Origin of the sequence: Salmonella sp. A7, from assembly GCF_020181675.1 — a bacterium.
Lineage (GTDB): Bacteria > Pseudomonadota > Gammaproteobacteria > Enterobacterales > Enterobacteriaceae > Salmonella > Salmonella enterica.
In genome coordinates this window covers 4499398-4525099 of the sequence record NZ_CP084001.1, presented here as the reverse complement: position 1 = coordinate 4525099, position 25702 = coordinate 4499398, and the positions used below count along the sequence as shown (strand labels likewise).

Annotated in this window: 20 protein-coding genes, 2 tRNA genes and 3 rRNA genes; 19 read left to right on the top strand and 6 right to left on the bottom strand. The window is 51.6% G+C overall.

The genetic code is table 11. The features are described from left to right. Nucleotides 1–127 precede the first annotated feature (127 nt). The 4 genes from tatA to tatD are packed head-to-tail and all read left to right on the top strand — an operon-like array spanning nucleotide 128 to nucleotide 2540. Nucleotides 128–382, top strand: coding sequence for a Sec-independent protein translocase subunit TatA (tatA, locus tag LCS67_RS21890; protein ID WP_000508972.1), 255 nt, complete (start codon nucleotides 128–130; stop codon nucleotides 380–382). 3 nt (nucleotides 383–385) lie between these two features. Further along, nucleotides 386–934 (top strand): Sec-independent protein translocase protein TatB, encoded by a 549-nt coding sequence (gene tatB, locus LCS67_RS21885; protein ID WP_000459612.1) that lies wholly within the window; start codon nucleotides 386–388, stop codon nucleotides 932–934. 2 nt (nucleotides 935–936) lie between these two features. Continuing rightward, entirely contained in the window at nucleotides 937–1716 is a 780-nt protein-coding gene (tatC, locus tag LCS67_RS21880; protein WP_000257554.1) for a Sec-independent protein translocase subunit TatC, read from the top strand. 41 nt (nucleotides 1717–1757) lie between these two features. Further along, nucleotides 1758–2540: a 3'-5' ssDNA/RNA exonuclease TatD gene (gene tatD / locus LCS67_RS21875; RefSeq protein WP_000459642.1), complete on the top strand. Its 783-nt coding sequence runs from the start codon at nucleotides 1758–1760 to the stop codon at nucleotides 2538–2540. A gap of 7 nt (nucleotides 2541–2547) precedes the next feature. Here the strand turns inward: tatD and rfaH are convergent, their stop codons facing one another. Next, on the bottom strand, nucleotides 2548–3036 hold the full coding sequence (gene rfaH / locus LCS67_RS21870) for a transcription/translation regulatory transformer protein RfaH (RefSeq protein ID WP_001192410.1): 489 nt from the start codon (nucleotides 3034–3036) through the stop codon (nucleotides 2548–2550). Between the two features lie 185 nt (nucleotides 3037–3221). On the opposite strand from rfaH, the gene ubiD reads away from it, so the two are divergent. The 3 genes from ubiD (at nucleotide 3222) to LCS67_RS21855 (ending at nucleotide 7564) form a co-directional block, all read left to right on the top strand. Continuing rightward, on the top strand, nucleotides 3222–4700 hold the full coding sequence (gene ubiD, locus LCS67_RS21865) for a 4-hydroxy-3-polyprenylbenzoate decarboxylase (protein WP_000339760.1): 1479 nt from the start codon (nucleotides 3222–3224) through the stop codon (nucleotides 4698–4700). An 85-nt stretch (nucleotides 4701–4785) separates the two neighbouring features. Beyond that, entirely contained in the window at nucleotides 4786–5487 is a 702-nt protein-coding gene (gene fre / locus LCS67_RS21860; RefSeq protein ID WP_000209832.1) for an NAD(P)H-flavin reductase, read from the top strand. 253 nt (nucleotides 5488–5740) lie between these two features. Then, nucleotides 5741–7564, top strand: coding sequence for an aryl-sulfate sulfotransferase (locus LCS67_RS21855; RefSeq protein ID WP_000669888.1), 1824 nt, complete (start codon nucleotides 5741–5743; stop codon nucleotides 7562–7564). Nucleotides 7565–7760: 196 nt separating this feature from the next. Here the strand turns inward: LCS67_RS21855 and fadA are convergent, their stop codons facing one another. Together fadA and fadB are read right to left on the bottom strand one after the other, a co-directional pair. Then, nucleotides 7761–8924 carry an acetyl-CoA C-acyltransferase FadA gene (gene fadA / locus LCS67_RS21850; protein WP_000438778.1) on the bottom strand — a complete coding sequence of 388 codons (1164 nt, stop codon included), beginning with the start codon at nucleotides 8922–8924 and terminating at the stop codon, nucleotides 7761–7763. Between the two features lie 9 nt (nucleotides 8925–8933). Next, on the bottom strand, nucleotides 8934–11123 hold the full coding sequence (gene fadB, locus LCS67_RS21845) for a fatty acid oxidation complex subunit alpha FadB (RefSeq protein WP_000966016.1): 2190 nt from the start codon (nucleotides 11121–11123) through the stop codon (nucleotides 8934–8936). Nucleotides 11124–11312: 189 nt separating this feature from the next. Between fadB and pepQ the strand changes: the two genes are divergently transcribed. The 9 genes from pepQ (at nucleotide 11313) to rrf (ending at nucleotide 20958) form a co-directional block, all read left to right on the top strand. Further along, nucleotides 11313–12644 carry a Xaa-Pro dipeptidase gene (pepQ, locus tag LCS67_RS21840; RefSeq protein ID WP_023137093.1) on the top strand — a complete coding sequence of 444 codons (1332 nt, stop codon included), beginning with the start codon at nucleotides 11313–11315 and terminating at the stop codon, nucleotides 12642–12644. Beyond that, complete coding sequence (locus tag LCS67_RS21835; protein WP_000378897.1) at nucleotides 12644–13258, top strand: IMPACT family protein; 615 nt, start codon at nucleotides 12644–12646, stop codon at nucleotides 13256–13258. The genes pepQ and LCS67_RS21835 overlap by 1 nt, the downstream gene beginning before the upstream one ends. 38 nt (nucleotides 13259–13296) lie before the next feature. Beyond that, nucleotides 13297–14748: a Trk system potassium transporter TrkH gene (gene trkH, locus LCS67_RS21830; RefSeq protein WP_000545688.1), complete on the top strand. Its 1452-nt coding sequence runs from the start codon at nucleotides 13297–13299 to the stop codon at nucleotides 14746–14748. Between the two features lie 11 nt (nucleotides 14749–14759). Next, on the top strand, nucleotides 14760–15305 hold the full coding sequence (gene hemG, locus LCS67_RS21825) for a menaquinone-dependent protoporphyrinogen IX dehydrogenase (RefSeq protein WP_000853983.1): 546 nt from the start codon (nucleotides 14760–14762) through the stop codon (nucleotides 15303–15305). A gap of 377 nt (nucleotides 15306–15682) precedes the next feature. Beyond that, nucleotides 15683–17224: ribosomal RNA gene (locus LCS67_RS21820) — 16S ribosomal RNA — on the top strand. Between the two features lie 69 nt (nucleotides 17225–17293). Continuing rightward, nucleotides 17294–17370 (top strand) — tRNA-Ile (locus tag LCS67_RS21815). 111 nt (nucleotides 17371–17481) lie between these two features. After that, nucleotides 17482–17557 (top strand) — tRNA-Ala (locus tag LCS67_RS21810). A 182-nt stretch (nucleotides 17558–17739) separates the two neighbouring features. Further along, a 23S ribosomal RNA gene (locus tag LCS67_RS21805) occupies nucleotides 17740–20645 on the top strand. 197 nt (nucleotides 20646–20842) lie between these two features. Continuing rightward, a 5S ribosomal RNA gene (gene rrf / locus LCS67_RS21800) occupies nucleotides 20843–20958 on the top strand. Together the 16S, 23S and 5S rRNA genes with 2 tRNA genes alongside form the textbook arrangement of a ribosomal RNA operon. 303 nt (nucleotides 20959–21261) lie before the next feature. On the opposite strand, the gene mobB is transcribed toward rrf, so the two are convergent. Further along, nucleotides 21262–21777 carry a molybdopterin-guanine dinucleotide biosynthesis protein MobB gene (mobB, locus tag LCS67_RS21795; RefSeq protein WP_076167072.1) on the bottom strand — a complete coding sequence of 172 codons (516 nt, stop codon included), beginning with the start codon at nucleotides 21775–21777 and terminating at the stop codon, nucleotides 21262–21264. Further along, nucleotides 21774–22358, bottom strand: coding sequence for a molybdenum cofactor guanylyltransferase MobA (mobA, locus tag LCS67_RS21790; RefSeq protein ID WP_001046880.1), 585 nt, complete (start codon nucleotides 22356–22358; stop codon nucleotides 21774–21776). The genes mobB and mobA overlap by 4 nt, the downstream gene beginning before the upstream one ends. A gap of 69 nt (nucleotides 22359–22427) precedes the next feature. On the opposite strand from mobA, the gene LCS67_RS21785 reads away from it, so the two are divergent. The 3 genes from LCS67_RS21785 (at nucleotide 22428) to dsbA (ending at nucleotide 24400) form a co-directional block, all read left to right on the top strand. Continuing rightward, on the top strand, nucleotides 22428–22697 hold the full coding sequence (locus LCS67_RS21785; protein ID WP_000649858.1) for a YihD family protein: 270 nt from the start codon (nucleotides 22428–22430) through the stop codon (nucleotides 22695–22697). 76 nt (nucleotides 22698–22773) lie between these two features. Next, nucleotides 22774–23760: a serine/threonine protein kinase gene (locus tag LCS67_RS21780; protein ID WP_000999260.1), complete on the top strand. Its 987-nt coding sequence runs from the start codon at nucleotides 22774–22776 to the stop codon at nucleotides 23758–23760. A gap of 16 nt (nucleotides 23761–23776) precedes the next feature. Then, a complete protein-coding gene (gene dsbA, locus LCS67_RS21775) occupies nucleotides 23777–24400 on the top strand; it encodes a thiol:disulfide interchange protein DsbA (RefSeq protein ID WP_000725364.1) in 624 nt (207 codons plus the stop codon). A gap of 12 nt (nucleotides 24401–24412) precedes the next feature. Here the strand turns inward: dsbA and LCS67_RS21770 are convergent, their stop codons facing one another. Continuing rightward, nucleotides 24413–25321, bottom strand: coding sequence for an acyltransferase (locus LCS67_RS21770; protein WP_000196900.1), 909 nt, complete (start codon nucleotides 25319–25321; stop codon nucleotides 24413–24415). Nucleotides 25322–25702 lie beyond the last annotated feature (381 nt).

Below are 25702 nucleotides of genomic sequence, written 5' to 3'. Positions count from 1 at the left end.
TGTCGTCCCGGTCGTATGTAAAAGTATGTGAATAGGGCGGGCGAAAGCGGTTAACAAAGAGGCAGCGCGAAGGATAATGTGTATAATGCGGCCCTAATAATTCATCATCTATCACAGAGGAACATGTATGGGTGGTATCAGTATTTGGCAGTTGTTGATTGTTGCCGTTATCGTCGTACTGCTGTTCGGCACCAAAAAACTCGGTTCCATCGGTTCCGATCTTGGCGCGTCTATCAAAGGCTTTAAAAAGGCCATGAGCGATGATGATGCCAAACAGGATAAAACCAGTCAGGACGCTGATTTTACCGCTAAATCTATCGCGGATAAGCAAGGCGAAGCGAAAAAGGAAGACGCTAAAAGCCAAGATAAAGAGCAGGTATAATCCGTGTTTGATATCGGTTTTAGCGAACTGCTGTTAGTGTTCGTTATCGGCCTCATTGTGTTGGGGCCGCAACGATTGCCAGTAGCGGTAAAAACGGTAGCGGGCTGGATTCGCGCGTTGCGATCCCTTGCGACAACGGTTCAGAATGAACTGACTCAGGAACTGAAACTTCAAGAGTTCCAGGACAGTCTGAAAAAAGTCGAAAAGGCGAGCCTGGAAAATCTGACTCCCGAACTGAAAGCATCTATGGATGAACTGCGTCAGGCGGCGGAGTCGATGAAACGCACCTACAGCGCTAACGATCCCGAACAAGCGAGCGATGAAGCGCATACCATCCATAATCCGGTGGTAAAAGGGAACGAAACGCAGCATGAGGGCGTCACCCCTGCCGCCGCTGAAACACAGGCGAGCGCGCCGGAACAAAAGCCGGAGCCCGTTAAAGCTAACGTGCCTGAGTCGACGGAAACCGCTTCCGTAGCCACGATAGACGCCGAGAAGAAATCCGCTGCGCCTGTTGTCGAATCTTCCCCCTCGTCGAGTGATAAACCGTAAACATGGCTGTAGAAGATACTCAACCGCTTATCACGCATCTGATCGAGTTGCGTAAGCGCCTGCTAAACTGCATCGTCGCAGTACTTCTGATTTTTCTGGCGTTAATTTATTTCGCCAATGATATTTATCATTTAGTCGCCGCACCGCTGATTAAACAGATGCCGCAAGGGGCGACAATGATTGCGACGGATGTGGCGTCGCCGTTTTTTACGCCTATCAAACTCACCTTCATGGTGTCTTTGATCTTATCCGCGCCTGTCATTTTGTACCAGGTTTGGGCCTTTATCGCCCCGGCGCTGTATAAGCATGAGCGTCGTCTGGTCGTACCGCTGCTGGTATCCAGCTCGCTGCTTTTCTACATTGGTATGGCCTTCGCCTATTTTGTCGTATTCCCTTTGGCCTTTGGTTTCCTGACGCATACGGCGCCGGAAGGGGTACAGGTTTCGACAGATATCGCCAGCTATCTTAGCTTTGTTATGGCGCTTTTTATGGCCTTTGGCGTAGCCTTTGAAGTGCCGGTGGCGATTGTGTTGCTGTGCTGGATGGGCATCACCACGCCAGAAGATTTGCGTAAAAAACGGCCTTATATCCTGGTCGGGGCATTCATTGTGGGAATGCTGCTTACGCCGCCAGATGTTTTCTCGCAAACGTTGCTGGCGATACCGATGTACTGCCTGTTTGAAATTGGCGTTTTCTGCTCACGCTTTTATGTCGGTAAGCGACGGACGCGCGACGAAGATAACGAGGCCGAAACCGAAAAGGCCGAGCACACTGAAGACTAAACACAACCGCCCGCCAGGGCGGTTGTCATATGGGGGCAAGCATGTTTGATATTGGCGTTAATTTAACCAGTAGCCAGTTTGCAAAAGATCGTGATGATGTGGTCGCCCGTGCGTTTGCGGCGGGAGTAAAAGGTATGCTACTGACCGGAACGAACATCCATGAAAGTCAGCAGGCGTTAAAACTGGCGCGGCGCTACCCCCATTGTTGGTCGACGGCTGGCGTCCATCCCCATGACAGCAGTCAGTGGTCATCCGCGTCTGAAGACGCCATTATTGCGCTGGCGAACCAGCCGGAAGTCGTCGCTATCGGTGAGTGCGGGCTGGATTTCAATCGCAATTTTTCCACGCCGCAGGAGCAGGAGCGTGCCTTTCAGGCGCAGCTACAAATTGCCGCCGAATTGCAGATGCCAATCTTTATGCACTGCCGGGACGCGCATGAGCGATTTCTGGCATTGCTTGATCCCTGGCTGGATAGTCTTCCTGGTGCAATACTGCACTGCTTTACTGGTTCACGCCAGCAAATGCAGGCCTGTGTGGACAGAGGGCTCTATATCGGTATTACCGGGTGGGTTTGCGACGAACGACGCGGACTTGAGCTACGTGAACTCTTACCGTTTATTCCAGCGGAAAAGCTACTGATAGAAACCGACGCGCCGTATCTGTTGCCTCGCGATCTTACGCCGAAACCAACGTCACGACGCAACGAGCCCGCGTATCTGCCTCACATCCTGGAGCGCATTGCGCTATGGCGTGGTGAAGATCCGCAATGGTTAGCGGCGATGACAGATGCCAACGCCAGAACCTTATTTGAGGTCGTATTCTGAACGATCGCTAAATCTTGCGAAAACCGGTGTTTTTTACGCTCTGCTTCACTTCTTTATTGAGTAAATTAAGCAGTAACATCGAACGCGTTTCGCCATCCGGTTCGGTAAAAATCGCTTTCAGCCCTTCAAATGCGCCTTCCGTGATGATGACGCTATCGCCGGGATAGGGGGTTTCAGGATCGACAACGCCTTCGGGCTTGTAGATAGAAAGCTGATGAATAACGCTGGAAGGCACGATCGCAGGATGCGCGCCAAAGCGCACAAAATGGCTGACGCCGCGCGTGGCGTTGATTGTAGTGGTATGTATCACTTCCGGATCAAATTCAACGAACAGATAATTAGGAAAGAGCGGTTCGCTGACGGAGGTACGTTTTCCGCGTACCATTTTTTCCAGGGTGATCATCGGTGTCAGGCAACTTACCGCTTGTCTTTCGAGGTGTTCCTGAGCACGCTGAAGTTGCCCGCGTTTGCAGTACAGTAAATACCAGGATTGCATAATGACTCTTATCCGCTTGTTCGGGGCGCAAGCATAGCAAAAGCCATGCGCGAAGTTAATTATACACTTCATCCTTTAAGCCGTATCTGGATTAGCGTTGGTTGCCAGAGTTCACGCTAATTTAACAAAAATACAGCATCCCGATGATGAACGCCGTATAATGATGCGCTTACCAAGAGGCTACAATGGACGCCATGAAATATCACGATTTACGCGACTTCCTGACGCTACTTGAGCAGCAGGGGGAACTAAAACGCATCACGCTACCTGTGGATCCTCATCTGGAAATCACGGAAATCGCTGACCGCACGCTGCGTGCCGGTGGACCGGCGTTGCTGTTTGAAAATCCTAAAGGCTACGCCATGCCGGTGCTGTGCAACCTTTTTGGCACGCCAAAACGCGTGGCGATGGGCATGGGGCAGGATGATGTTTCCGCATTACGGGAAGTGGGTAAATTATTAGCGTTTCTGAAAGAACCTGAGCCGCCGAAAGGCTTTCGCGATCTGTTTGACAAGCTGCCGCAGTTTAAGCAAGTGCTGAATATGCCGACGAAACGGTTACGCGGCGCGCCTTGCCAGCAGAAAATCGCGTCTGGCGATGATGTCGATTTAACGCGTCTTCCTGTCATGACCTGTTGGCCGGACGACGCCGCGCCGCTGATTACCTGGGGACTGACGGTAACGCGTGGTCCGCACAAAGAGCGGCAAAACCTGGGCATTTATCGTCAGCAGTTGATAGGTAAAAATAAGCTGATTATGCGCTGGCTGTCTCATCGCGGCGGCGCGCTGGATTTTCAGGAGTGGTTAGCCGCGCGTCCGGGTGAACGTTTCCCGGTCTCCGTCGCATTGGGCGCCGATCCGGCGACGATTCTTGGCGCCGTGACTCCTGTTCCCGATACTCTGTCGGAGTATGCCTTTGCGGGCTTGCTGCGCGGCACGAAAACTGAAGTGGTTAAATGCCTTTCTAACGATCTGGAAGTGCCTGCCAGCGCCGAGATTATCCTTGAAGGTTACATTGAGCCGGGAGAGATGGCGCCGGAAGGACCGTATGGCGATCATACGGGCTATTATAATGAAGTGGATAACTTTCCGGTCTTTACCGTCACGCATATTACGCAGCGTGAGGATGCCATCTATCACTCCACCTATACCGGGCGTCCGCCCGATGAGCCTGCGGTATTAGGGGTGGCGCTCAATGAAGTCTTCGTGCCTATTCTGCAAAAACAGTTTCCGGAAATCGTCGACTTTTATCTGCCGCCGGAAGGGTGTTCTTACCGCCTGGCGGTAGTGACGATGAAAAAGCAGTACGCTGGTCATGCGAAACGCGTCATGATGGGCGTCTGGTCGTTTTTGCGCCAGTTTATGTATACGAAATTTGTTATCGTTTGCGATGATGACGTTAACGCACGCGACTGGAATGATGTGATCTGGGCGATTACCACCCGTATGGACCCTGCGCGGGATACGGTGCTGGTTGAAAATACGCCGATTGACTACCTGGATTTTGCCTCGCCGGTCTCCGGGCTGGGTTCAAAAATGGGGCTGGATGCCACAAACAAATGGCCGGGCGAAACCCAACGCGAGTGGGGTCGTCCTATTGTTAAAGATCCTGAAGTTACCGCGCGTATTGATGCGATTTGGGATGAGCTGGCTATCTTTAAATAACTGAAAGCGGACATCGACATTTCAGGCTGCGGCGACTCGGCTTGAAAAATGTCGGTATTGACCCGACACCCGACAGAGGGAGCGCATGACAACCTTAAGCTGTAAAGTGACCTCGGTAGAAGCTATCACCGATACTGTATATCGGGTTCGTTTAGTGCCGGACGCGGCGTTTTCATTCCGCGCTGGTCAGTATTTGATGGTCGTAATGGACGAGCGTGACAAACGCCCGTTTTCAATGGCCTCAACGCCGGACGAGAAAGGGTTTATTGAATTACACATTGGCGCTTCCGAGCTCAATTTGTATGCGATGGCGGTCATGGATCGGATTCTAAAAGACCGGGAAATCGTCGTCGATATTCCGCATGGCGACGCCTGGCTACGTGATGATGAAGAGCGTCCGTTGATTCTGATCGCGGGCGGTACGGGCTTTTCTTATGTGCGCTCCATCCTGTTGACGGCGTTAGCGCGCAACCCGAACCGCGATGTTACTATTTACTGGGGCGGCCGCGAAGAAAAGCACCTCTATGATCTCTCTGAGCTGGAAGCACTCTCTGTTAACCATCCGAATTTGCGTATTGAACCTGTTGTTGAGCAGCCGGAAGAAGGCTGGCGTGGACGTACAGGAACGGTACTTACGGCGGTATTGCAGGATTATGGTACGCTGGCGGGGCACGATATTTATATTGCCGGACGTTTTGAGATGGCGAAAATCGCCCGCGATCTGTTCTGTCATGAGCGTAACGCGCGGGAAGATCGTCTGTTTGGCGATGCGTTCGCATTTATTTAACTATTCTATGGGACGCAGTAGCGTCCCTTTTTACGTTAGCCTACCTAAAAGTCCTCTTAAATATTAATTAATCGTCAACTATAAAACCTTATGATATTGAATATCTACAGGCTTTGTATTGCGTGTAATAAATTAAGTAATATTATGTCCTGAGGCTATCAATAAAAATAGTTAATTATATATGCTTCATTTATTTTTATAAAAGAAACATAAAATGGAAAGTTAGTTATTTATTTATAAGATGGAGAGTGTTATGAAATTTAAATATGCTTTAACTTCTCTCGCATTATCTGTTGCAATTTTGTCATCAGTACCTTCTACTGCTTTCGCCATCGGCGGCGCCAGCGGCGCTAAAGTGGACTATCAGGTCCAGGGAAAAATTGGCGAAGTTGTTATGAACCCCTATGATATCGCGCCGCTAACCGCCGTTATTCGTAATGGCGGTTACCAGTTACGTGACGTGCATGTACGGATTGTACCCAAAGAAAATGGCCAGGAGATCGCGTATAAAGTTAATAATAAATACCTTTTAACGTATGGCGGTATTCCCGTCTTTGGTCTTTACCCGGATTATGTCAATACCGTTGAAGTTGAATATACAAGAATCCAGGGTAGTAAAACCGAAAATATAAAAGAAAGCTATAAAATGTATGCACCGCCTGCCTATATTGAATCAGCGGGTACAAAAGAAGAACAATCAGCACTCTTTACTATCGATGTTAAAAAGGTTTCCCCAGAATTTAAAGATCGCTTGTATCTTTTGAATAATACGAAAGATAAGTCTGGGAATGGAACGCGTACTGTCTGGAACAACCCTACTGGGGGTGCATTAGAATGGAACTTCACTACAGCTAACGCTATTATCGACACCTCCGGTGATATTCGTTGGTTTATGAATCCAAGTTCAATTTATGATTTAAAGTCAATTTATCGTGCTGGCGTTATGATGGGCTTTAAACAAAACCAGGATGGCGCACTATCGTGGGGCTACGGTCAGCGTTATGTGAAATACGATATCATGGGGCGTGAAATCTTTAACCGCCGCCTGCCGGATAATTATAACGATTTTTCACACTCAATGGATAACGCGGCCAACGGTCACTACTTCCTGCGTGTAGCCAGCTCTAACTATAAACGTCCTGATGGAAAAAATGTTCGTACCGTGCGTGATGTGATTGCCGAAGTTGATCAGAACGGCGTGGTAGTGGATGAATGGCGTCTGTTTGATATCCTCGATCCTTATCGTGATGTGATAATGAAAACCCTCGATCAGGGCGCTGTGTGCCTGAATATCGACGCCAGCCAGTCCGGCCATACGTTGAGCGAAGAAGATCTGGCGGCGCTGGACTCCTCCGACAAATTCGGGGATATCGTGGGTAGTGGGGCTGGCCGCAACTGGGCGCATGTCAACAGCGTCGACTATGACAGTGAAGATGATTCCATCATCATCAGCTCCCGCCACCAGAGTGCGATTATCAAAATCGGCCGCGATAAGAAAGTGAAGTGGATACTGGGTACGCCTGCTGGCTGGAAAGCGCCATTTAATGCCGCAATTCTGACGCCAGTGGATAGCAAAGGCCAAAAAATTGCTTGCCAGGACAGTGGCTGCGAGGGTGACTTCGACTGGACATGGACGCAACATACGGCCTTTAAAATTGATAGTAAGAGTAAAGGCGATATCTTATACCTTTCCGCTTTCGACAATGGCGATGGCCGCGGCTTAGAACAGCCTGCTATGCAGAGTATGAAATACAGCCGCTCCGTGATTTACAAAATCGACCAGAAAAACAAGACAGTCCAACAGATCTGGCAATACGGTAAAGAGCGCGGGAACGAGTGGTTTAGCCCGGTAACCTCTATCACCGAGTACCAGACTGACAAGAATTCTGTGTTCGTGTATTCCGCAACAGCAGGTGGTGCGTTTGATTTGTCGGTAGGCGCATTTACCAGCTTGCCTAATCCGTATCTGGAAGAGTTCAAATGGGGAGAAAAAGAGCCTGTGGTCGAAATGCAAATACATGGTGCGCGTGGATATCAGGCTATGCCATTTAGCCTGACCAAAGCGCTTACTGAGTAGAGCGGGCCATACGGTGAAAAAACCCGCCCCTGACGGGCGGGAAAAACGGCAACTAAACTGTTTCCCGTCATAATTCGCGCAGCCTCTTTGTTGGCTGCCTTTGCTCACCCCGGGCACATAGTTATCTATGTTCCCGGGGATTCGCTCAGTTGCCGCTGCGCTGCAATGCGAGTTATTTAGGGGATATTATCTTTGATTAAACCCGCTCAAACACCGTGGCGATGCCCTGACCCAGACCAATACACATCGTCGCCAGACCAAACTGCGCGTCTTTGCGCTCCATCAGGTTGATAAGCGTGGTGCTGATACGTGCTCCGGAGCAGCCGAGCGGATGACCAAGCGCGATCGCGCCGCCGTTGAGGTTGATCTTCTCGTCTATCTGCTCCATCAATCCCAGATCCTTAATGCATGGCAGGATCTGTGCGGCAAACGCTTCGTTCATCTCAAACACATCGATATCGCTGGCCGACAGTCCCGCTTTTTTCAACGCCAGTTTTGACGCCGGAACCGGCCCGTAACCCATAATTGACGGATCACAACCCACCACTGCCATTGAACGAATACGGGCGCGAGGTTTCAGACCCAGCTCACGGGCACGACTTTCGCTCATTACCAGCATGGCGGCTGCGCCATCGGAAAGCGCGGATGAGGTGCCCGCCGTGACCGTGCCACTAACCGGATCAAATGCCGGACGCAGTGTTGATAGCGCTTCGACCGTGGTTTCCGGGCGGATCACTTCATCGTAGTTAAACTGCTTCAACACGCCGTCTGCATCATGACCGCCAGTCGGGATAATCTCCGTTTTGAATGCGCCAGACTGGGTGGCGGCCCAGGCGCGAGCGTGAGAACGCGCGGCGAACTGGTCCTGCATTTCCCGGCTAATGCCGTGCAGGCGGGAGAGCATTTCCGCCGTTAGCCCCATCATCCCTGCCGCTTTGGCGACGTTGCGACTCAGACCCGGGTGAAAATCCACGCCGTGACTCATCGGCACGTGCCCCATATGCTCCACGCCGCCAACCAGACAAACCTGCGCATCGCCGGTCATGATCATTCGCGCTGCATCGTGTAACGCCTGCATCGAGGAACCACAGAGACGGTTGACGGTGACCGCCGGTACCGAATGGGGAATTTCTGCCAGCAGCGCGGCGTTACGGGCAATGTTGAAGCCTTGCTCCAGCGTTTGTTGTACGCAGCCCCAGTAAATATCATCGAGGGTCGCCGCTGTAAGCGACGGATTACGCGCCAGCAGGCTACGCATTAAGTGGGCGGAGAGATCTTCTGCCCGCACGTTGCGAAACGCGCCGCCCTTCGAACGGCCCATCGGGGTGCGAATAGCATCGACAATGACAACCTGTTCCATTGTGACTCCTTAAGCCGTTTTCAGAGAACCAACCGGACGGGCTGGTTCAACCGGGGGATAATACGGTTCGTTATGGCGCGCTTTATTACGCAGCCCTTCCGGCACTTCATACAGCGGGCCGAGGTGTTGATACTGCTGCGCCATATCAAGATATTTCGCGCTGCCCTGTGTATCCAGCCAGCGGAATGCGCCGCCGTGGAACGGAGGGAAGCCCAGGCCGTAGACCAGCGCCATATCGGCTTCCGCCGGGCTTGCGATAATGCCTTCTTCCAGACAGCGAACCACTTCGTTAATCATCGGGATCATCATACGGGCGATTATCTCGTCGTCGCTGAAGTCGCGTTTCGGCTGGCTGACGCTTGCCAGCAGGTCATCCACCGCGGCATCTTCTTCTTTCTTCGGCTTACCCTTGTTGTCTTCTTTATAGCGCCAGAAGCCCAGACCGTTTTTTTGCCCAAAACGGCTGGCGTCAAACAATGCGTCGATCGCGTCGCGATACTCTTTCTGCATCCGTTGCGGGAAGCCTGCCGCCATTACCGCCTGCGCGTGATGCGCGGTATCAATGCCGACAACATCCAGCAGATAGGCCGGGCCCATCGGCCAGCCGAACTGTTTTTCCATCACTTTATCGACTTTGCGGAAATCCGCGCCGTCGCGCAGCAGTTGACTGAAACCGGCGAAATAGGGGAACAGCACGCGGTTAACAAAGAAGCCGGGGCAGTCGTTGACTACAATCGGCGTCTTGCCCATTTTGCTTGCCCAGGCGACGACTTTGGCAATGGTTTCGTCTGAACTCTTCTCACCGCGGATGATTTCAACCAGCGGCATCCGGTGTACCGGGTTGAAGAAGTGCATTCCGCAAAAGTTTTCCGGACGTTCAAGGGCGCTTGCCAGTTCGCCAATTGGGATGGTGGAGGTATTTGAGGCCAGCACGGTTTCCGGGCGCACTTTCTGCTCGGTTTCCGCCAGTACCGCTTTTTTGACTTTCGGATTTTCGACCACCGCTTCGACAACAACATCTACGCGATCGAAACCGGCATAATCGAGAGTCGGGTGGATGGTCGAAATGACGCCCGCCAGCTTCAGACCGTCGATCTTGCCGCGCTCCAGCTGTTTGTTCAGCAGCTTGGCCGCTTCGGTCATGCCGAGGTTCAACGATTTATCGTTGATATCTTTCATGATGACCGGTACGCCTTTCCAGGCCGACTGGTAAGCGATACCGCCGCCCATAATGCCCGCGCCCAGTACGGCTGCCTGTTTCGGCGTCTCAATATCTTTGGTCAGCTTTTTGGCTTTACCTTTTACATATTGATCGTTGAGGAAGATACCGACCAGCGCACGAGCTTCATTGGTATGCGCCAGCGGAACAAAGCTTTTATTTTCCAGATTCAGCGCTTCTTCACGACCAAAACGCGCGGCGGCTTCAATGGTTTTCACTGCGGTCATCGGCGCCGGATAATGTTTACCCGCCGTTTGTGCGACCATGCCTTTAGCGATGGTAAAGCTCATCGCGGCTTCAATTTTGCTGAGTTTCAACGGTTCCAGTTTCGGCTGGCGTTTAGCTCTCCAGTCGAGATCGCCGGTAATGGCCTGGCGTAACACCGCTATCGCGCCTTCAATTAGCTTCTCTTGTTTGACCACGCCATCGACCAGACCGATTTTCAGCGCGTGTTCAGCACCGACATCCTTACCTGCCGCGATAATCTCCAGCGCGCTGTCCGCGCCCAGCATACGCGGCATTCGCACCGAGCCGCCAAAGCCCGGCATGATGCCCAGTTTAGTTTCCGGCAGACCGATACGGAGGTCTGGCGTCGCCAGACGGTAATCGGTGGCCAGCACGCATTCGCACCCGCCGCCCAGCGCATAGCCGTTTACGGCGGCAAGGGTCGGTACGGGTAAATCTTCCAGACGGTTAAAGACGCTATTAGCGAAATGCAGCCATTGGCTTAACTGCTCTTCGGGGACGAGGAACAGTGAAAGAAATTCGGTGATGTCCGCGCCGACAATAAAGGCCGCTTTATTCGAGCGCAGCAGCAGCCCTTTTAAATCGTGTTGCTTTTCCAGCACCTCAAGCGCCTGGCCGAGGCTGGCGACGGTTGCGGTGTCGAGTTTATTGACCGAGCCTGGAGCATCGAACACCAGTTCGGCGATGCCATCTTCCAGCCAGTCGAGGTACAGGGTGTCGCCTTTATAAAGCATGTCAGTCTCCTGAATCCACAAGGTGATCTGGTCGTACCAGATGAAGCGAAGTGTGTATTTTGTGTTAATAAAATGCAAATAAATGATTAAAGAAATGCCGATGTGATCACGCTCGGCAGAGATCACGCTCTCGTGGGGCGATGTGCTAAGATGCGGGAACTTGAGGTCAAAAAAACAGAAGGGTAAAAAATGGAATCACTGGCCGCGCTCTATAAAAATCATATCGTTACCTTACAAGAACGGACGCGCGATGTTCTGGCGCGCTTTAAGCTGGATGCGTTACTTATTCACTCCGGCGAGCTATTCAACGTCTTTCTCGACGATCACCCTTATCCGTTTAAGGTCAATCCACAGTTTAAAGCGTGGGTGCCGGTAACTCAGGTTCCAAATTGCTGGCTGCTGGTCGATGGCGTCAACAAACCCAAATTGTGGTTTTATCTGCCGGTCGATTACTGGCATAACGTTGAACCGCTGCCAACGTCCTTCTGGACAGAAGAAGTCGAGGTCGTCGCCTTACCGAAAGCGGATGGCATCGGCAGCCAGCTGCCTGCCGCGCGTGGCAATATCGGCTATATCGGCCCGGTTCCTGAGCGCGCGCTACAATTGGATATCGCTGCCAGCAACATCAACCCGAAAGGTGTTATCGACTATCTGCATTACTACCGCGCCTATAAAACGGATTATGAACTGGCCTGTATGCGCGAAGCGCAGAAAATGGCGGTGAGCGGTCATCGGGCGGCGGAAGAGGCCTTCCGTTCCGGCATGAGCGAGTTTGACATCAACCTGGCGTACCTGACCGCCACGGGACATCGCGATACCGATGTTCCGTATAGCAACATTGTGGCGCTGAACGAACATGCTGCCGTGCTGCATTACACGAAACTGGATCATCAGGCACCGTCTGAAATGCGCAGTTTCCTGCTGGATGCGGGCGCGGAATACAACGGCTACGCGGCGGATCTGACGCGGACCTGGTCGGCGAAAAGCGATAACGACTACGCCCACCTGGTGAAAGATGTTAACGACGAACAGTTGGCGCTGATCGCTACCATGAAGGCGGGCGTCAGCTATGTGGATTATCATATTCAGTTCCATCAACGCATCGCGAAGCTGCTGCGTAAACATCAAATCATTACCGACATGAGTGAAGAGGCGATGGTGGAAAATGATCTCACCGGGCCGTTTATGCCGCACGGTATTGGTCATCCGTTGGGTCTGCAGGTACACGATGTGGCCGGGTTTATGCAGGATGATTCCGGTACGCATCTCGCCGCGCCGTCCAAATACCCGTATCTGCGCTGCACGCGTGTGTTACAGCCGCGAATGGTGTTGACCATAGAACCGGGGATTTACTTCATCGAATCGCTGTTAGCGCCGTGGCGCGAAGGGCCGTTCAGCAAGCACTTCAACTGGCAGAAAATTGAAGCGCTCAAGCCTTTCGGCGGTATTCGCATTGAAGATAACGTGGTCATCCACGAAAACAGCGTGGAAAACATGACGCGGGATTTAAAACTGGCGTAATGGACAGTTGGTTAATCCCTGCAGCGCCGGTCACCGTTGTTGAAGAGATCAAAAAAAGCCGCTTTATTACGCTATTGGCGCATACCGATGGCGTAGACGCGGCGAAAGCGTTTGTTGAGTCAGTCAGAGCTGAGCACCCTGATGCGCGCCACCATTGTGTGGCGTGGGTGGCGGGTGCGCCGGACGACTCACAGCAACTGGGCTTTTCAGACGACGGCGAACCGGCGGGAACGGCAGGCAAGCCGATGCTTGCGCAATTGATGGGCAGCGGCGTCGGAGAGATTACTGCCGTCGTCGTGCGCTACTATGGTGGTATTCTGCTGGGTACGGGCGGGCTGGTAAAAGCCTATGGTGGCGGTGTGAATCAGGCATTACGTCAGCTTGCCACACAACGCAAGACGCCATTAACCGAATATACTTTGCAGTGTGAGTACGGTCAGTTGGCCGGAATCGAAGCATTATTAGGACAGTTTGCCGGGAAGATCGTTTCCAGCGATTATCAGGCGTCTGTTCGGCTCAGGGTGGCGCTTCCTTTTGCTCATGTGAATGCATTTTCCACAAAACTGGCGGATTTTAGCCGTGGTTCATTGCAATTGTTAGCGATTGAAGAATAATCCCCACCTCATTTTTAAGAATAAAGGAAGCGGCAGAGATGCATTTTCGCGCCATTACCCGAATCGTTGGACTACTGGTTATCTTATTTTCGGGGACAATGATTCTCCCGGGACTGGTAGCGCTAATATATCGTGATGGCGCAGGAAGAGCGTTCACGCAGACCTTTTTTGTCGCGCTGGCGATCGGTTCCATACTGTGGTGGCCGAACCGTAGGGAAAAGGGCGAGCTGAAATCCCGCGAAGGATTTCTTATCGTGGTGCTGTTCTGGACCGTGCTGGGCAGCGTGGGTGCGCTGCCGTTTATTTTCTCGGAAAGCCCAAACCTCACCATTACCGATGCTTTTTTTGAATCGTTCTCCGGGTTAACCACCACGGGCGCCACTACGCTGGTGGGGCTGGATTCATTACCGCACGCCATTCTCTTTTATCGTCAGATGCTGCAATGGTTTGGCGGTATGGGGATCATTGTGCTGGCGGTAGCGATTCTCCCTATCCTCGGCGTCGGGGGGATGCAGCTCTATCGGGCAGAAATGCCGGGGCCGCTCAAAGATAACAAAATGCGCCCGCGTATTGCCGAGACGGCGAAAACGCTGTGGCTTATCTATGTTTTGCTAACGGTAGCCTGCGCGCTGGCGCTATGGTTTGCAGGGATGCCCGCGTTTGACGCTATCGGACACAGCTTCTCCACTATCGCTATCGGCGGCTTCTCAACGCATGACGCCAGCGTAGGCTATTTTGATAGTCCCACTATTAATACCATCATCGCTATTTTCCTGCTGATCTCCGGTTGTAACTATGGCCTGCATTTCTCTTTATTAAGCGGGCGTAGCCTGAAAGTATACTGGCGCGATCCGGAATTCCGCATGTTCATCGGCGTACAGTTGACGCTGGTGGTAATCTGCACGCTGGTACTGTGGTTCCATAATATCTACGACTCGGCGCTGACAACGCTAAATCAGGCATTCTTCCAGGTTGTGTCGATGGCGACAACGGCAGGGTTTACCACGGACAGTATTGCGCGCTGGCCGCTGTTTTTGCCCGTCTTGCTGCTATGTTCCGCGTTTATTGGCGGTTGCGCCGGGTCAACGGGCGGGGGGTTAAAGGTCATCCGTATTCTGTTGTTGTTTAAACAGGGGAACCGCGAACTCAAACGTCTGGTGCATCCGAATGCCGTTTACAGTATTAAGCTGGGGAACCGGGCGCTGCCAGAACGCATTCTGGAAGCCGTCTGGGGATTCTTTTCTGCCTACGCGCTGGTATTTATCGTCAGTATGCTGGCTATTATCGCTACAGGCGTAGATGATTTCTCGGCTTTCGCCTCGGTAGTGGCTACGCTTAATAACCTGGGACCGGGGCTGGGGGTGGTTGCTGATAACTTCGCCAGTATGAATCCGGTTGCGAAATGGATACTCATCGCCAACATGCTATTTGGTCGTCTGGAAGTATTCACTTTGCTGGTACTTTTTACCCCGACTTTCTGGCGTGAATAATGGAGTAACACGTGAAAACATTGATTCTTTTCTCTACCCGGGACGGACAAACGCGCGAAATTGCCTCTTATCTGGCTTCTGAACTCAAAGAGATGGGGATCTGGGCCGATGTCGTTAATCTGCATCGCGCAGAAGAGCCGGACTGGGATAGCTATGATCGCGTAGTGATTGGCGCGTCTATTCGTTATGGTCATTACCACAGCGCCTTTCAGGAGTTCGTTAAGAAATACGCCACGCGGTTGAACGGAATGCCGAGTGCCTTTTATTCCGTTAACCTGGTGGCGCGTAAAGCTGAAAAACGGACGCCGCAGACTAACAGCTACGCGCGTAAGTTTTTAATGAGCTCTCCGTGGCGACCTGACTACTGTGCCGTCATTGCAGGCGCGCTTCGCTATCCCCGCTATCGCTGGTATGACCGTCTGATGATCAAGCTTATTATGAAGATGTCGGGCGGCGAAACGGATACCAGTAAAGAGGTGGTGTACACCGACTGGGAGCAGGTTACGCACTTTGCCCGTGAAATAGCCCATTTAACCAACAAATCGTCGGCAAAATAAACGCAAAGAATAAAAAGTGCGCACTCAGAAAATTATTTTAAATTTCCTCTTGTCAGGCAGAAATAACTCCCTATAATGCGCCACCACTGACACGGAACAACGGCACACAGGCCGCCGGGTCAGCGGGGTTCAGACCAGAACCTCACGGAGAAAAGCGAAAATAAACGCTTGACTCTGAAGCGGGAAAGCGTAATATGCACACCCCGCGCCGCTGAGAAAAAGCGAAGCGGCACTGCTCTTTAACAATTTATCAGACAATCTGTGTGGGCACTCGAAGATACGGATTCTTAACGTCCTAGGACGAAAAATGAATACCAAGTCTCAAGAGTGAACACGTAATTCATTACGAAGTTTAATTCATTGAGCATCAAACTTTTAAATTGAAGAGTTTGATCATGGCTCAGATTGAACGCTGGCGGCAGGCCTAACACATGCAAGTCGAACGGTAACAGGAAGCAGCTTGCTGCTTTGCTGACGAGTGGCGGACGGGTGAGTAATGTCTGGGAAACTGCCTGATGGAGGGGGATAACTACTGGAAACGGTGGCTAATACCGCATAACGTCGCAAGACCAAAGAGGGGGACCTTCGGGCCTCTTGCCATCAGATGTGCCCAGATGGGATTAGCTTGTTGGTGAGGTAACGGCTCACCAAGGCGACGATCCCTAGCTGGTCTGAGAGGATGACCAGCCACACTGGAACTGAGACACGGTCCAGACTCCTACGGGAGGCAGCAGTGGGGAATATTGCACAATGGGCGCAAGCCTGATGCAGCCATGCCGCGTGTATGAAGAAGGCCTTCGGGTTGTAAAGTACTTTCAGCGGGGAGGAAGGTGTTGTGGTTAATAACCGCAGCAATTGACGTTACCCGCAGAAGAAGCACCGGCTAACTCCGTGCCAGCAGCCGCGGTAATACGGAGGGTGCAAGCGTTAATCGGAATTACTGGGCGTAAAGCGCACGCAGGCGGTCTGTCAAGTCGGATGTGAAATCCCCGGGCTCAACCTGGGAACTGCATTCGAAACTGGCAGGCTTGAGTCTTGTAGAGGGGGGTAGAATTCCAGGTGTAGCGGTGAAATGCGTAGAGATCTGGAGGAATACCGGTGGCGAAGGCGGCCCCCTGGACAAAGACTGACGCTCAGGTGCGAAAGCGTGGGGAGCAAACAGGATTAGATACCCTGGTAGTCCACGCCGTAAACGATGTCTACTTGGAGGTTGTGCCCTTGAGGCGTGGCTTCCGGAGCTAACGCGTTAAGTAGACCGCCTGGGGAGTACGGCCGCAAGGTTAAAACTCAAATGAATTGACGGGGGCCCGCACAAGCGGTGGAGCATGTGGTTTAATTCGATGCAACGCGAAGAACCTTACCTGGTCTTGACATCCACAGAACTTTCCAGAGATGGATTGGTGCCTTCGGGAACTGTGAGACAGGTGCTGCATGGCTGTCGTCAGCTCGTGTTGTGAAATGTTGGGTTAAGTCCCGCAACGAGCGCAACCCTTATCCTTTGTTGCCAGCGGTCCGGCCGGGAACTCAAAGGAGACTGCCAGTGATAAACTGGAGGAAGGTGGGGATGACGTCAAGTCATCATGGCCCTTACGACCAGGGCTACACACGTGCTACAATGGCGCATACAAAGAGAAGCGACCTCGCGAGAGCAAGCGGACCTCATAAAGTGCGTCGTAGTCCGGATTGGAGTCTGCAACTCGACTCCATGAAGTCGGAATCGCTAGTAATCGTGGATCAGAATGCCACGGTGAATACGTTCCCGGGCCTTGTACACACCGCCCGTCACACCATGGGAGTGGGTTGCAAAAGAAGTAGGTAGCTTAACCTTCGGGAGGGCGCTTACCACTTTGTGATTCATGACTGGGGTGAAGTCGTAACAAGGTAACCGTAGGGGAACCTGCGGTTGGATCACCTCCTTACCTTAAAGAAGCGTACTTTGCAGTGCTCACACAGATTGTCTGATGAAAAACGAGCAGTAAAACCTCTACAGGCTTGTAGCTCAGGTGGTTAGAGCGCACCCCTGATAAGGGTGAGGTCGGTGGTTCAAGTCCACTCAGGCCTACCAGATTTTCCCTGAATACTGCGTTGTGAAATAACTCACATACTGATGTATGCTTCGTTATTCCACGCCTTGTCTCAGGAAAAATTATCGGTAAAGAGGTTCTGACTACACGATGGGGCTATAGCTCAGCTGGGAGAGCGCCTGCTTTGCACGCAGGAGGTCTGCGGTTCGATCCCGCATAGCTCCACCATCTCGTGAGTGTTTACGAAAAAATACTTCAGAGTGTACCTGAAAGGGTTCACTGCGAAGTTTTGCTCTTTAAAAATCTGGATCAAGCTGAAAATTGAAACACAGAACAACGAAAGTTGTTCGTGAGTCTCTCAAATTTTCGCAACACGATGATGAATCGTAAGAAACATCTTCGGGTTGTGAGGTTAAGCGACTAAGCGTACACGGTGGATGCCCTGGCAGTCAGAGGCGATGAAGGACGTGCTAATCTGCGATAAGCGCCGGTAAGGTGATATGAACCGTTATAACCGGCGATTTCCGAATGGGGAAACCCAGTGTGACTCGTCACACTATCATTAACTGAATCCATAGGTTAATGAGGCGAACCGGGGGAACTGAAACATCTAAGTACCCCGAGGAAAAGAAATCAACCGAGATTCCCCCAGTAGCGGCGAGCGAACGGGGAGGAGCCCAGAGCCTGAATCAGCATGTGTGTTAGTGGAAGCGTCTGGAAAGGCGCGCGATACAGGGTGACAGCCCCGTACACAAAAGCGCATGTGCTGTGAGCTCGATGAGTAGGGCGGGACACGTGGTATCCTGTCTGAATATGGGGGGACCATCCTCCAAGGCTAAATACTCCTGACTGACCGATAGTGAACCAGTACCGTGAGGGAAAGGCGAAAAGAACCCCGGCGAGGGGAGTGAAAAAGAACCTGAAACCGTGTACGTACAAGCAGTGGGAGCACCCTTTTGGGTGTGACTGCGTACCTTTTGTATAATGGGTCAGCGACTTATATTCTGTAGCAAGGTTAACCGAATAGGGGAGCCGGAGGGAAACCGAGTCTTAACCGGGCGTTAAGTTGCAGGGTATAGACCCGAAACCCGGTGATCTAGCCATGGGCAGGTTGAAGGTTGGGTAACACTAACTGGAGGACCGAACCGACTAATGTTGAAAAATTAGCGGATGACCTGTGGCTGGGGGTGAAAGGCCAATCAAACCGGGAGATAGCTGGTTCTCCCCGAAAGCTATTTAGGTAGCGCCTCGTGAATTCATCTCCGGGGGTAGAGCACTGTTTCGGCTAGGGGGCCATCCCGGCTTACCAACCCGATGCAAACTGCGAATACCGGAGAATGTTATCACGGGAGACACACGGCGGGTGCTAACGTCCGTCGTGAAGAGGGAAACAACCCAGACCGCCAGCTAAGGTCCCAAAGTCATGGTTAAGTGGGAAACGATGTGGGAAGGCCCAGACAGCCAGGATGTTGGCTTAGAAGCAGCCATCATTTAAAGAAAGCGTAATAGCTCACTGGTCGAGTCGGCCTGCGCGGAAGATGTAACGGGGCTAAACCATGCACCGAAGCTGCGGCAGCGACACTCAGGTGTTGTTGGGTAGGGGAGCGTTCTGTAAGCCTGCGAAGGTGGCCTGTGAGGGTTGCTGGAGGTATCAGAAGTGCGAATGCTGACATAAGTAACGATAAAGCGGGTGAAAAGCCCGCTCGCCGGAAGACCAAGGGTTCCTGTCCAACGTTAATCGGGGCAGGGTGAGTCGACCCCTAAGGCGAGGCCGAAAGGCGTAGTCGATGGGAAACGGGTTAATATTCCCGTACTTGGTGTTACTGCGAAGGGGGGACGGAGAAGGCTATGTTGGCCGGGCGACGGTTGTCCCGGTTTAAGCGTGTAGGTGTGTGTTCCAGGTAAATCCGGTTCACTTTAACACTGAGGCGTGATGACGAGGCACTACGGTGCTGAAGCAACAAATGCCCTGCTTCCAGGAAAAGCCTCTAAGCATCAGGTAACATCAAATCGTACCCCAAACCGACACAGGTGGTCAGGTAGAGAATACCAAGGCGCTTGAGAGAACTCGGGTGAAGGAACTAGGCAAAATGGTGCCGTAACTTCGGGAGAAGGCACGCTGACACGTAGGTGAAGTGATTTACTCATGGAGCTGAAGTCAGTCGAAGATACCAGCTGGCTGCAACTGTTTATTAAAAACACAGCACTGTGCAAACACGAAAGTGGACGTATACGGTGTGACGCCTGCCCGGTGCCGGAAGGTTAATTGATGGGGTCAGCGCAAGCGAAGCTCCTGATCGAAGCCCCGGTAAACGGCGGCCGTAACTATAACGGTCCTAAGGTAGCGAAATTCCTTGTCGGGTAAGTTCCGACCTGCACGAATGGCGTAATGATGGCCAGGCTGTCTCCACCCGAGACTCAGTGAAATTGAACTCGCTGTGAAGATGCAGTGTACCCGCGGCAAGACGGAAAGACCCCGTGAACCTTTACTATAGCTTGACACTGAACATTGAGCCTTGATGTGTAGGATAGGTGGGAGGCTTTGAAGTGTGGACGCCAGTCTGCATGGAGCCGACCTTGAAATACCACCCTTTAATGTTTGATGTTCTAACGTGGACCCGTGATCCGGGTTGCGGACAGTGTCTGGTGGGTAGTTTGACTGGGGCGGTCTCCTCCTAAAGAGTAACGGAGGAGCACGAAGGTTGGCTAATCCTGGTCGGACATCAGGAGGTTAGTGCAATGGCATAAGCCAGCTTGACTGCGAGCGTGACGGCGCGAGCAGGTGCGAAAGCAGGTCATAGTGATCCGGTGGTTCTGAATGGAAGGGCCATCGCTCAACGGATAAAAGGTACTCCGGGGATAACAGGCTGATACCGCCCAAGAGTTCATATCGACGGCGGTGTTTGGCACCTCGATGTCGGCTCATCACATCCTGGGGCTGAAGTAGGTCCCAAGGGTATGGCTGTTCGCCATTTAAAGTGGTACGCGAGCTGGGTTTAGAACGTCGTGAGACAGTTCGGTCCCTATCTGCCGTGGGCGCTGGAGAACTGAGGGGGGCTGCTCCTAGTACGAGAGGACCGGAGTGGACGCATCACTGGTGTTCGGGTTGTCATGCCAATGGCACTGCCCGGTAGCTAAATGCGGAAGAGATAAGTGCTGAAAGCATCTAAGCACGAAACTTGCCCCGAGATGAGTTCTCCCTGAGACTTAAAGTCTCCTGAAGGAACGTTGAAGACGACGACGTTGATAGGCCGGGTGTGTAAGCGCAGCGATGCGTTGAGCTAACCGGTACTAATGAACCGTGAGGCTTAACCTTACAACGCCGAAGATGTTTTGGCGGTTGAGAGACGATTTTCAGCACTGATTCAGAGTTGAGTACGCAATAATTTGCGCAGCAGCAAGGCGGCAAGCGAAGGAAAGGAAGGAGCATACAGAAGTATGTGACTGACTTTACGAGCGCAGGCAACGCCGCTGATGCGATAAAGAATTGCGTACAGAGCACAAAAGAATTTGCCTGGCGGCAGTAGCGCGGTGGTCCCACCTGACCCCATGCCGAACTCAGAAGTGAAACGCCGTAGCGCCGATGGTAGTGTGGGGTCTCCCCATGCGAGAGTAGGGAACTGCCAGGCATCAAATTAAGCGAAGGGCCCTGTCGGAAGACAGGGCCTTTTGTTTTTGTCTGTAATCTGTCGGTGAGCACTCTCCTGAGGAGGACAAATCCGCCGGGAGCGGATTTGAACGTTGCGCAGCAACGGCCCGGAGGGTGGCGGGCAGGACGCCCGCCATAAACTGCCAGGCATCAAATAAGTGAAGAAGCCCATCCTGACGGATGGGCTTTTTTGCGTGTGTGGTAACTGTAAAAATGCAGGCCTGATAAGCGCAGCGCCATCAGGCAACCTGCACCGCCGGATGGCAGCTTCGCCTTATCCGGCCTACAAGGAATGTGCTTTCTCTAACCACCGCAAAATGAAGACAGAAATCTGCGATACATCATTAAGATCCAAAACGGGTACCGCTACGGCAAGTGGAATATCACTGGCAACCGCAATAACATGCTCATCAAGAATTAATTCTTCCTCGTTGTGCCCACATCCCTGACGAAAAAGTAAGATCTTCGCAACTGCTTCGTGTTTAAACCCTTCTACCAGCACCAGATCCAGTTTTGATGCATCCATCCGGCTCACCAGCCATGCCAGATCCAACTCTTCTTGCTCCGGCGTTTCCGTCATTAACGCCCAGCGCTGCTGACTGGCAACCAGCGTCTGTGCCGCCCCGGCTTTACGCAGCTCGTAGCTATCTTTACCCGGCTTATCGACATCCATATCATGATGGGTATGCTTAATCAGCCCTGGCCGAATACCGTGCGCACAAAGTGCTGGGATCAGTTTTTTCAGCAGTGTTGTTTTTCCCGTGCCGCTCCACGCGGCAATGGCGAGTAGCGGTATCATGGTCTCTTTTGCCATTGCGCGAGTTCCTCCGGCGTGTTGACGTTCACAAATGCCTCCTTACAATCGCTGAAATCAACGGCGTGTCCTCCTACCTGGCGCATAAAAATCATTACTCGCCGTTCGCCTGCTTGCAAATAAGCTGTCAACTGGGGCTCAACGGCACGATTAATCAACGCGATCGTTGGATGATCGCGTTCTCCATCATAAACCCAAACCACGGGTGCGCCATGACGCTGCGCTGCTAAACGATCGACCAGGTTGTGGGGGATACAGGGATTGTCACAGGGACAAAACAGAAACCAGTCGCCTGCTACCTGCTGAAAAACGGAAAGCATACCCGCCAGCGGACCGGGAAAGTCAGCGATTGAATCCGGAATGACTTTCAGGCCGCTGGCCTGGTAGATATCCAGATGGCGATTAGCACTAATGACGACCGTAGCAAGTTGTGGCGCGAGCGCGTCGGCAACGTGTCGCCAGAGCGGTTTCCCATCCAGTTCAAGCAGACCTTTATCCGCACCTCCCATCCGCCGGGCTTTACCGCCTGCCAGCACCACGCCGGTTATTACTTCATCCAGATTCACCGATATCGCCTCTTTTATTGTGGGATTGACCCTGCTACCGTGTCTGTATCAAGAATAAGGAGCACAGCTATGAAATGTAAACGCCTGAATGAAGTCATTGAACTCCTCCAGCCAGCCTGGCAGAAAGAGCCTGATCTTAATCTGACGCAATTTTTGCAGAAACTGGCGAAAGAGTCAGGTTTTGACGGCAAACTGGAAGATTTAACTGATGATATCCTGATCTACCATCTGAAAATGCGCGATTCCGCCAAAGACGCCGCCATTCCAGGGATTCAAAAAGACTATGAAGAGGACTTTAAAACGGCGCTTTTACGCGCCCGCGGCGTTATTAAAGAGTAAAACCTTGTAAGCGGCGCCACCGAAATCGTCACGAAATGATATCCTGAATCATTCGTAGTATTTTCCGGATGATGGGATGAACGACAACGCTTTTACTTTCCAGACGCTACACCCGGAAACCATCATGGATGCGCTGTTTGAACAGGGGATCAGGGTGGATTCCGGGCTGACTCCACTAAACAGTTATGAAAACCGCGTCTATCAGTTTCAGGATGAAGACCGTCGACGTTTTGTCGTTAAGTTTTATCGTCCTGAACGCTGGTCTGTTGATCAAATTCGGGAAGAACACCAATTCGCGCTTGAACTGGTGAAGGATGAGGTTCCGGTTGCTGCTCCGCTCGCGTTTAATGGCCAGACGCTGTTAGCGCATCAGGGCTATCATTATGCCATTTTCCCCAGCGTAGGCGGTCGTCAGTTTGAAGCAGACAATATTGATCAGATGGAGGCGGTAGGGCGTTATCTTGGTCGATTGCATCAGACGGGGCGAAAACGTCCTTTCACTTTCCGGCCTGACATTGGGCTTGCAGAGTATCTTTTTGAACCTCGCCAGGTATTCGAAGATGCCGCACTGATTCCCTCCGGGCAAAAAGCGGCTTTCCTGAAAGCCACTGATACTCTACTGTCTGCAGTTACCGAATGCTGGCGCCCCGATTTCGCCACGCTGCGATTGCACGGCGATTGTCATGCCGGCAACATTCTATGGCGTGATGGACCGCTGTTTGTCGATTTAGATGATGCCCGTAACGGCCCGGCGATACAGGATTTATGGATGCTGCTGAACGGCGACAAAGCCGAACAGCGAATGCAGCTTGAAACCATTATTGAAGCTTATGAAGAAGTTAGTGAGTTCGATACGGCTGAAATTGGTCTCATTGAACCTTTACGCGCCATGCGTTTAGTTTATTATCTTGCCTGGTTGATTCGTCGTTGGGGCGATCCTGCGTTTCCAAAAAACTTTCCCTGGTTAACAGGGGAAGATTACTGGCAGCGACAGACAACGACTTTTATTGAGCAGACTAAAATTTTGCACGAACCCCCTTTACAATTAACGCCAATGTATTAATCGGAGAGAGTTGATCATGAAAAAGATTTGGCTGGCGCTGGCTGGTATGGTTTTAGCTTTTAGCGCCTCGGCAGCACAGATCAGCGACGGTAAACAGTATATCACGCTGGATAAACCGGTCGCTGGCGAACCCCAGGTACTGGAGTTTTTCTCCTTCTACTGCCCACATTGTTATCAGTTTGAAGAAGTGCTTCATGTGTCTGACAATGTGAAGAAAAAGCTGCCGGAAGGCACCAAAATGACCAAGTACCACGTTGAGTTCCTGGGGCCGTTGGGCAAGGAGCTCACCCAGGCATGGGCGGTGGCGATGGCGTTGGGTGTAGAAGATAAAGTCACGGTCCCGCTGTTTGAAGCCGTACAGAAAACCCAGACAGTACAATCTGCCGCGGATATCCGTAAAGTGTTCGTTGATGCGGGCGTCAAAGGCGAAGATTACGATGCGGCATGGAACAGCTTCGTGGTGAAATCACTGGTTGCGCAACAGGAGAAAGCCGCGGCTGACCTGCAACTGCAGGGCGTTCCGGCGATGTTCGTCAATGGCAAATACCAGATTAACCCACAAGGCATGGATACCAGCAGCATGGATGTTTTTGTTCAGCAGTATGCTGATACCGTTAAATATTTGGTTGATAAAAAATAAAAAGAACGCCGGTCACTGACCGGCGTTTTTATAAGATGTTTTAATCTCTTCTATCTGTATATCTTTCTTATCCCACAGCGTATTAAGCCAACGTTGAAAACGGCGTTTGAATGTTTTGTCGTTCACGTAATCGCCGTGCAGTTCTTCATTTATGGGTTCCAGTTGCACCCGAACAATAATACGCGTCAGCCTACCGCTTAGCATATCGTAGAAGGGGTGACGATCGTTGTTTGGGTAACACAACGTAATATTAAGCAGCTTATCGAACTGTGAGCCTAAAACATTAATCGCCATTGCAATACCGGCTGCTTTTGGCGGCAACAGATGTTGATAAGGTGAATGCGTTTGCTGACGTTTCTCATGCGTAAATCGCGAGCCTTCAACAAAGTTAACGATAGTGGTGGGATACCGACGAAACTTTTCGCAAGAGCGACGAGTTGTTTCAACATCTTTGCCGCGTCGATCGGGGTGTCGGAGCAGGTAGCTACGGGAGTAGCGTTTCATAAACGGCATATCTAATGCCCAGCACGCCAGGCCGATGAACGGCACCCAGGCCAATTGCTGTTTAAGAAAGTACTTATTCATTGGGATATGCTTGCGGAACAGAACGCAAAGCACAACGATATCGGCCCAGCTGCGATGATTACAAATCAGTAAATACCAATTTTTCTTGCTCAGCCCTTCTAACCCTTCTACATCCCATTGCAAGTGCGGATTAAGGCGTAACAGCGCTGCAAGACCAGCACACCAGCAATACATCATGAAATTGCAGAAAATGGAGACCTTGCGCCAGATACCGGGAACAGGCAAAAGGAGCTTTACCATACCGGCAACGATGATCGGTACTGAGCAAACAATAGTGACCAGGATGGTCAATACGATACTCAATGGGAGCGTGATAGCCGCGAGTATTCTCGTCATAATAAATTATTCAAAAGTTAGCCATAAACGGTGCGCGAAAAGGGCGCAAGAGGCTGATTCTATCAGAAAACGATGCTAATGATGGCGCTAAGTGAAATAGAAACACTCGTAACAACTATCCACATTATGATAACGGCATGAATCAGATAATCAGAAAAACGTGATGTTAACAACTCATTGAAAATAATGGGTAATTATTAAGAGGAGAAGGCTATCGCGCTGATTTTAAAGTAATGGTAAGAATTTACACACAAAGTTATCCACAGGTTTTTTTGCGAGCGATCCTGAAGATCGACAAAACTTTTCCGCAAATGCGGCGAAAAACTCAAGTTTTCCTCCTGTATGTGGCATCCTTTAACCATAATCTGTTAAACAGGCACG

Bases quoted from the DNA above. Each gene is read 5' to 3' on its own strand.
- ubiD (WP_000339760.1), top strand. From the start codon at position 3,222: ATGGACGCCATGAAATATCACGATTTACGCGACTTCCTGACGCTACTT.
- LCS67_RS21855 (WP_000669888.1), top strand. From the start codon at position 5,741: ATGAAATTTAAATATGCTTTAACTTCTCTCGCATTATCTGTTGCAATT.
- tatD (WP_000459642.1), top strand. From the start codon at position 1,758: ATGTTTGATATTGGCGTTAATTTAACCAGTAGCCAGTTTGCAAAAGAT.
- LCS67_RS21780 (WP_000999260.1), top strand. From the start codon at position 22,774: ATGAACGACAACGCTTTTACTTTCCAGACGCTACACCCGGAAACCATC.
- fre (WP_000209832.1), top strand. From the start codon at position 4,786: ATGACAACCTTAAGCTGTAAAGTGACCTCGGTAGAAGCTATCACCGAT.
- LCS67_RS21835 (WP_000378897.1), top strand. From the start codon at position 12,644: ATGGACAGTTGGTTAATCCCTGCAGCGCCGGTCACCGTTGTTGAAGAG.
- tatC (WP_000257554.1), top strand. From the start codon at position 937: ATGGCTGTAGAAGATACTCAACCGCTTATCACGCATCTGATCGAGTTG.
- fadA (WP_000438778.1), bottom strand. From the start codon at position 8,924: ATGGAACAGGTTGTCATTGTCGATGCTATTCGCACCCCGATGGGCCGT.
- tatA (WP_000508972.1), top strand. From the start codon at position 128: ATGGGTGGTATCAGTATTTGGCAGTTGTTGATTGTTGCCGTTATCGTC.
- LCS67_RS21785 (WP_000649858.1), top strand. From the start codon at position 22,428: ATGAAATGTAAACGCCTGAATGAAGTCATTGAACTCCTCCAGCCAGCC.
- mobB (WP_076167072.1), bottom strand. From the start codon at position 21,777: ATGATACCGCTACTCGCCATTGCCGCGTGGAGCGGCACGGGAAAAACA.
- trkH (WP_000545688.1), top strand. From the start codon at position 13,297: ATGCATTTTCGCGCCATTACCCGAATCGTTGGACTACTGGTTATCTTA.
- pepQ (WP_023137093.1), top strand. From the start codon at position 11,313: ATGGAATCACTGGCCGCGCTCTATAAAAATCATATCGTTACCTTACAA.
- rfaH (WP_001192410.1), bottom strand. From the start codon at position 3,036: ATGCAATCCTGGTATTTACTGTACTGCAAACGCGGGCAACTTCAGCGT.
- fadB (WP_000966016.1), bottom strand. From the start codon at position 11,123: ATGCTTTATAAAGGCGACACCCTGTACCTCGACTGGCTGGAAGATGGC.
- dsbA (WP_000725364.1), top strand. From the start codon at position 23,777: ATGAAAAAGATTTGGCTGGCGCTGGCTGGTATGGTTTTAGCTTTTAGC.
- LCS67_RS21770 (WP_000196900.1), bottom strand. From the start codon at position 25,321: ATGACGAGAATACTCGCGGCTATCACGCTCCCATTGAGTATCGTATTG.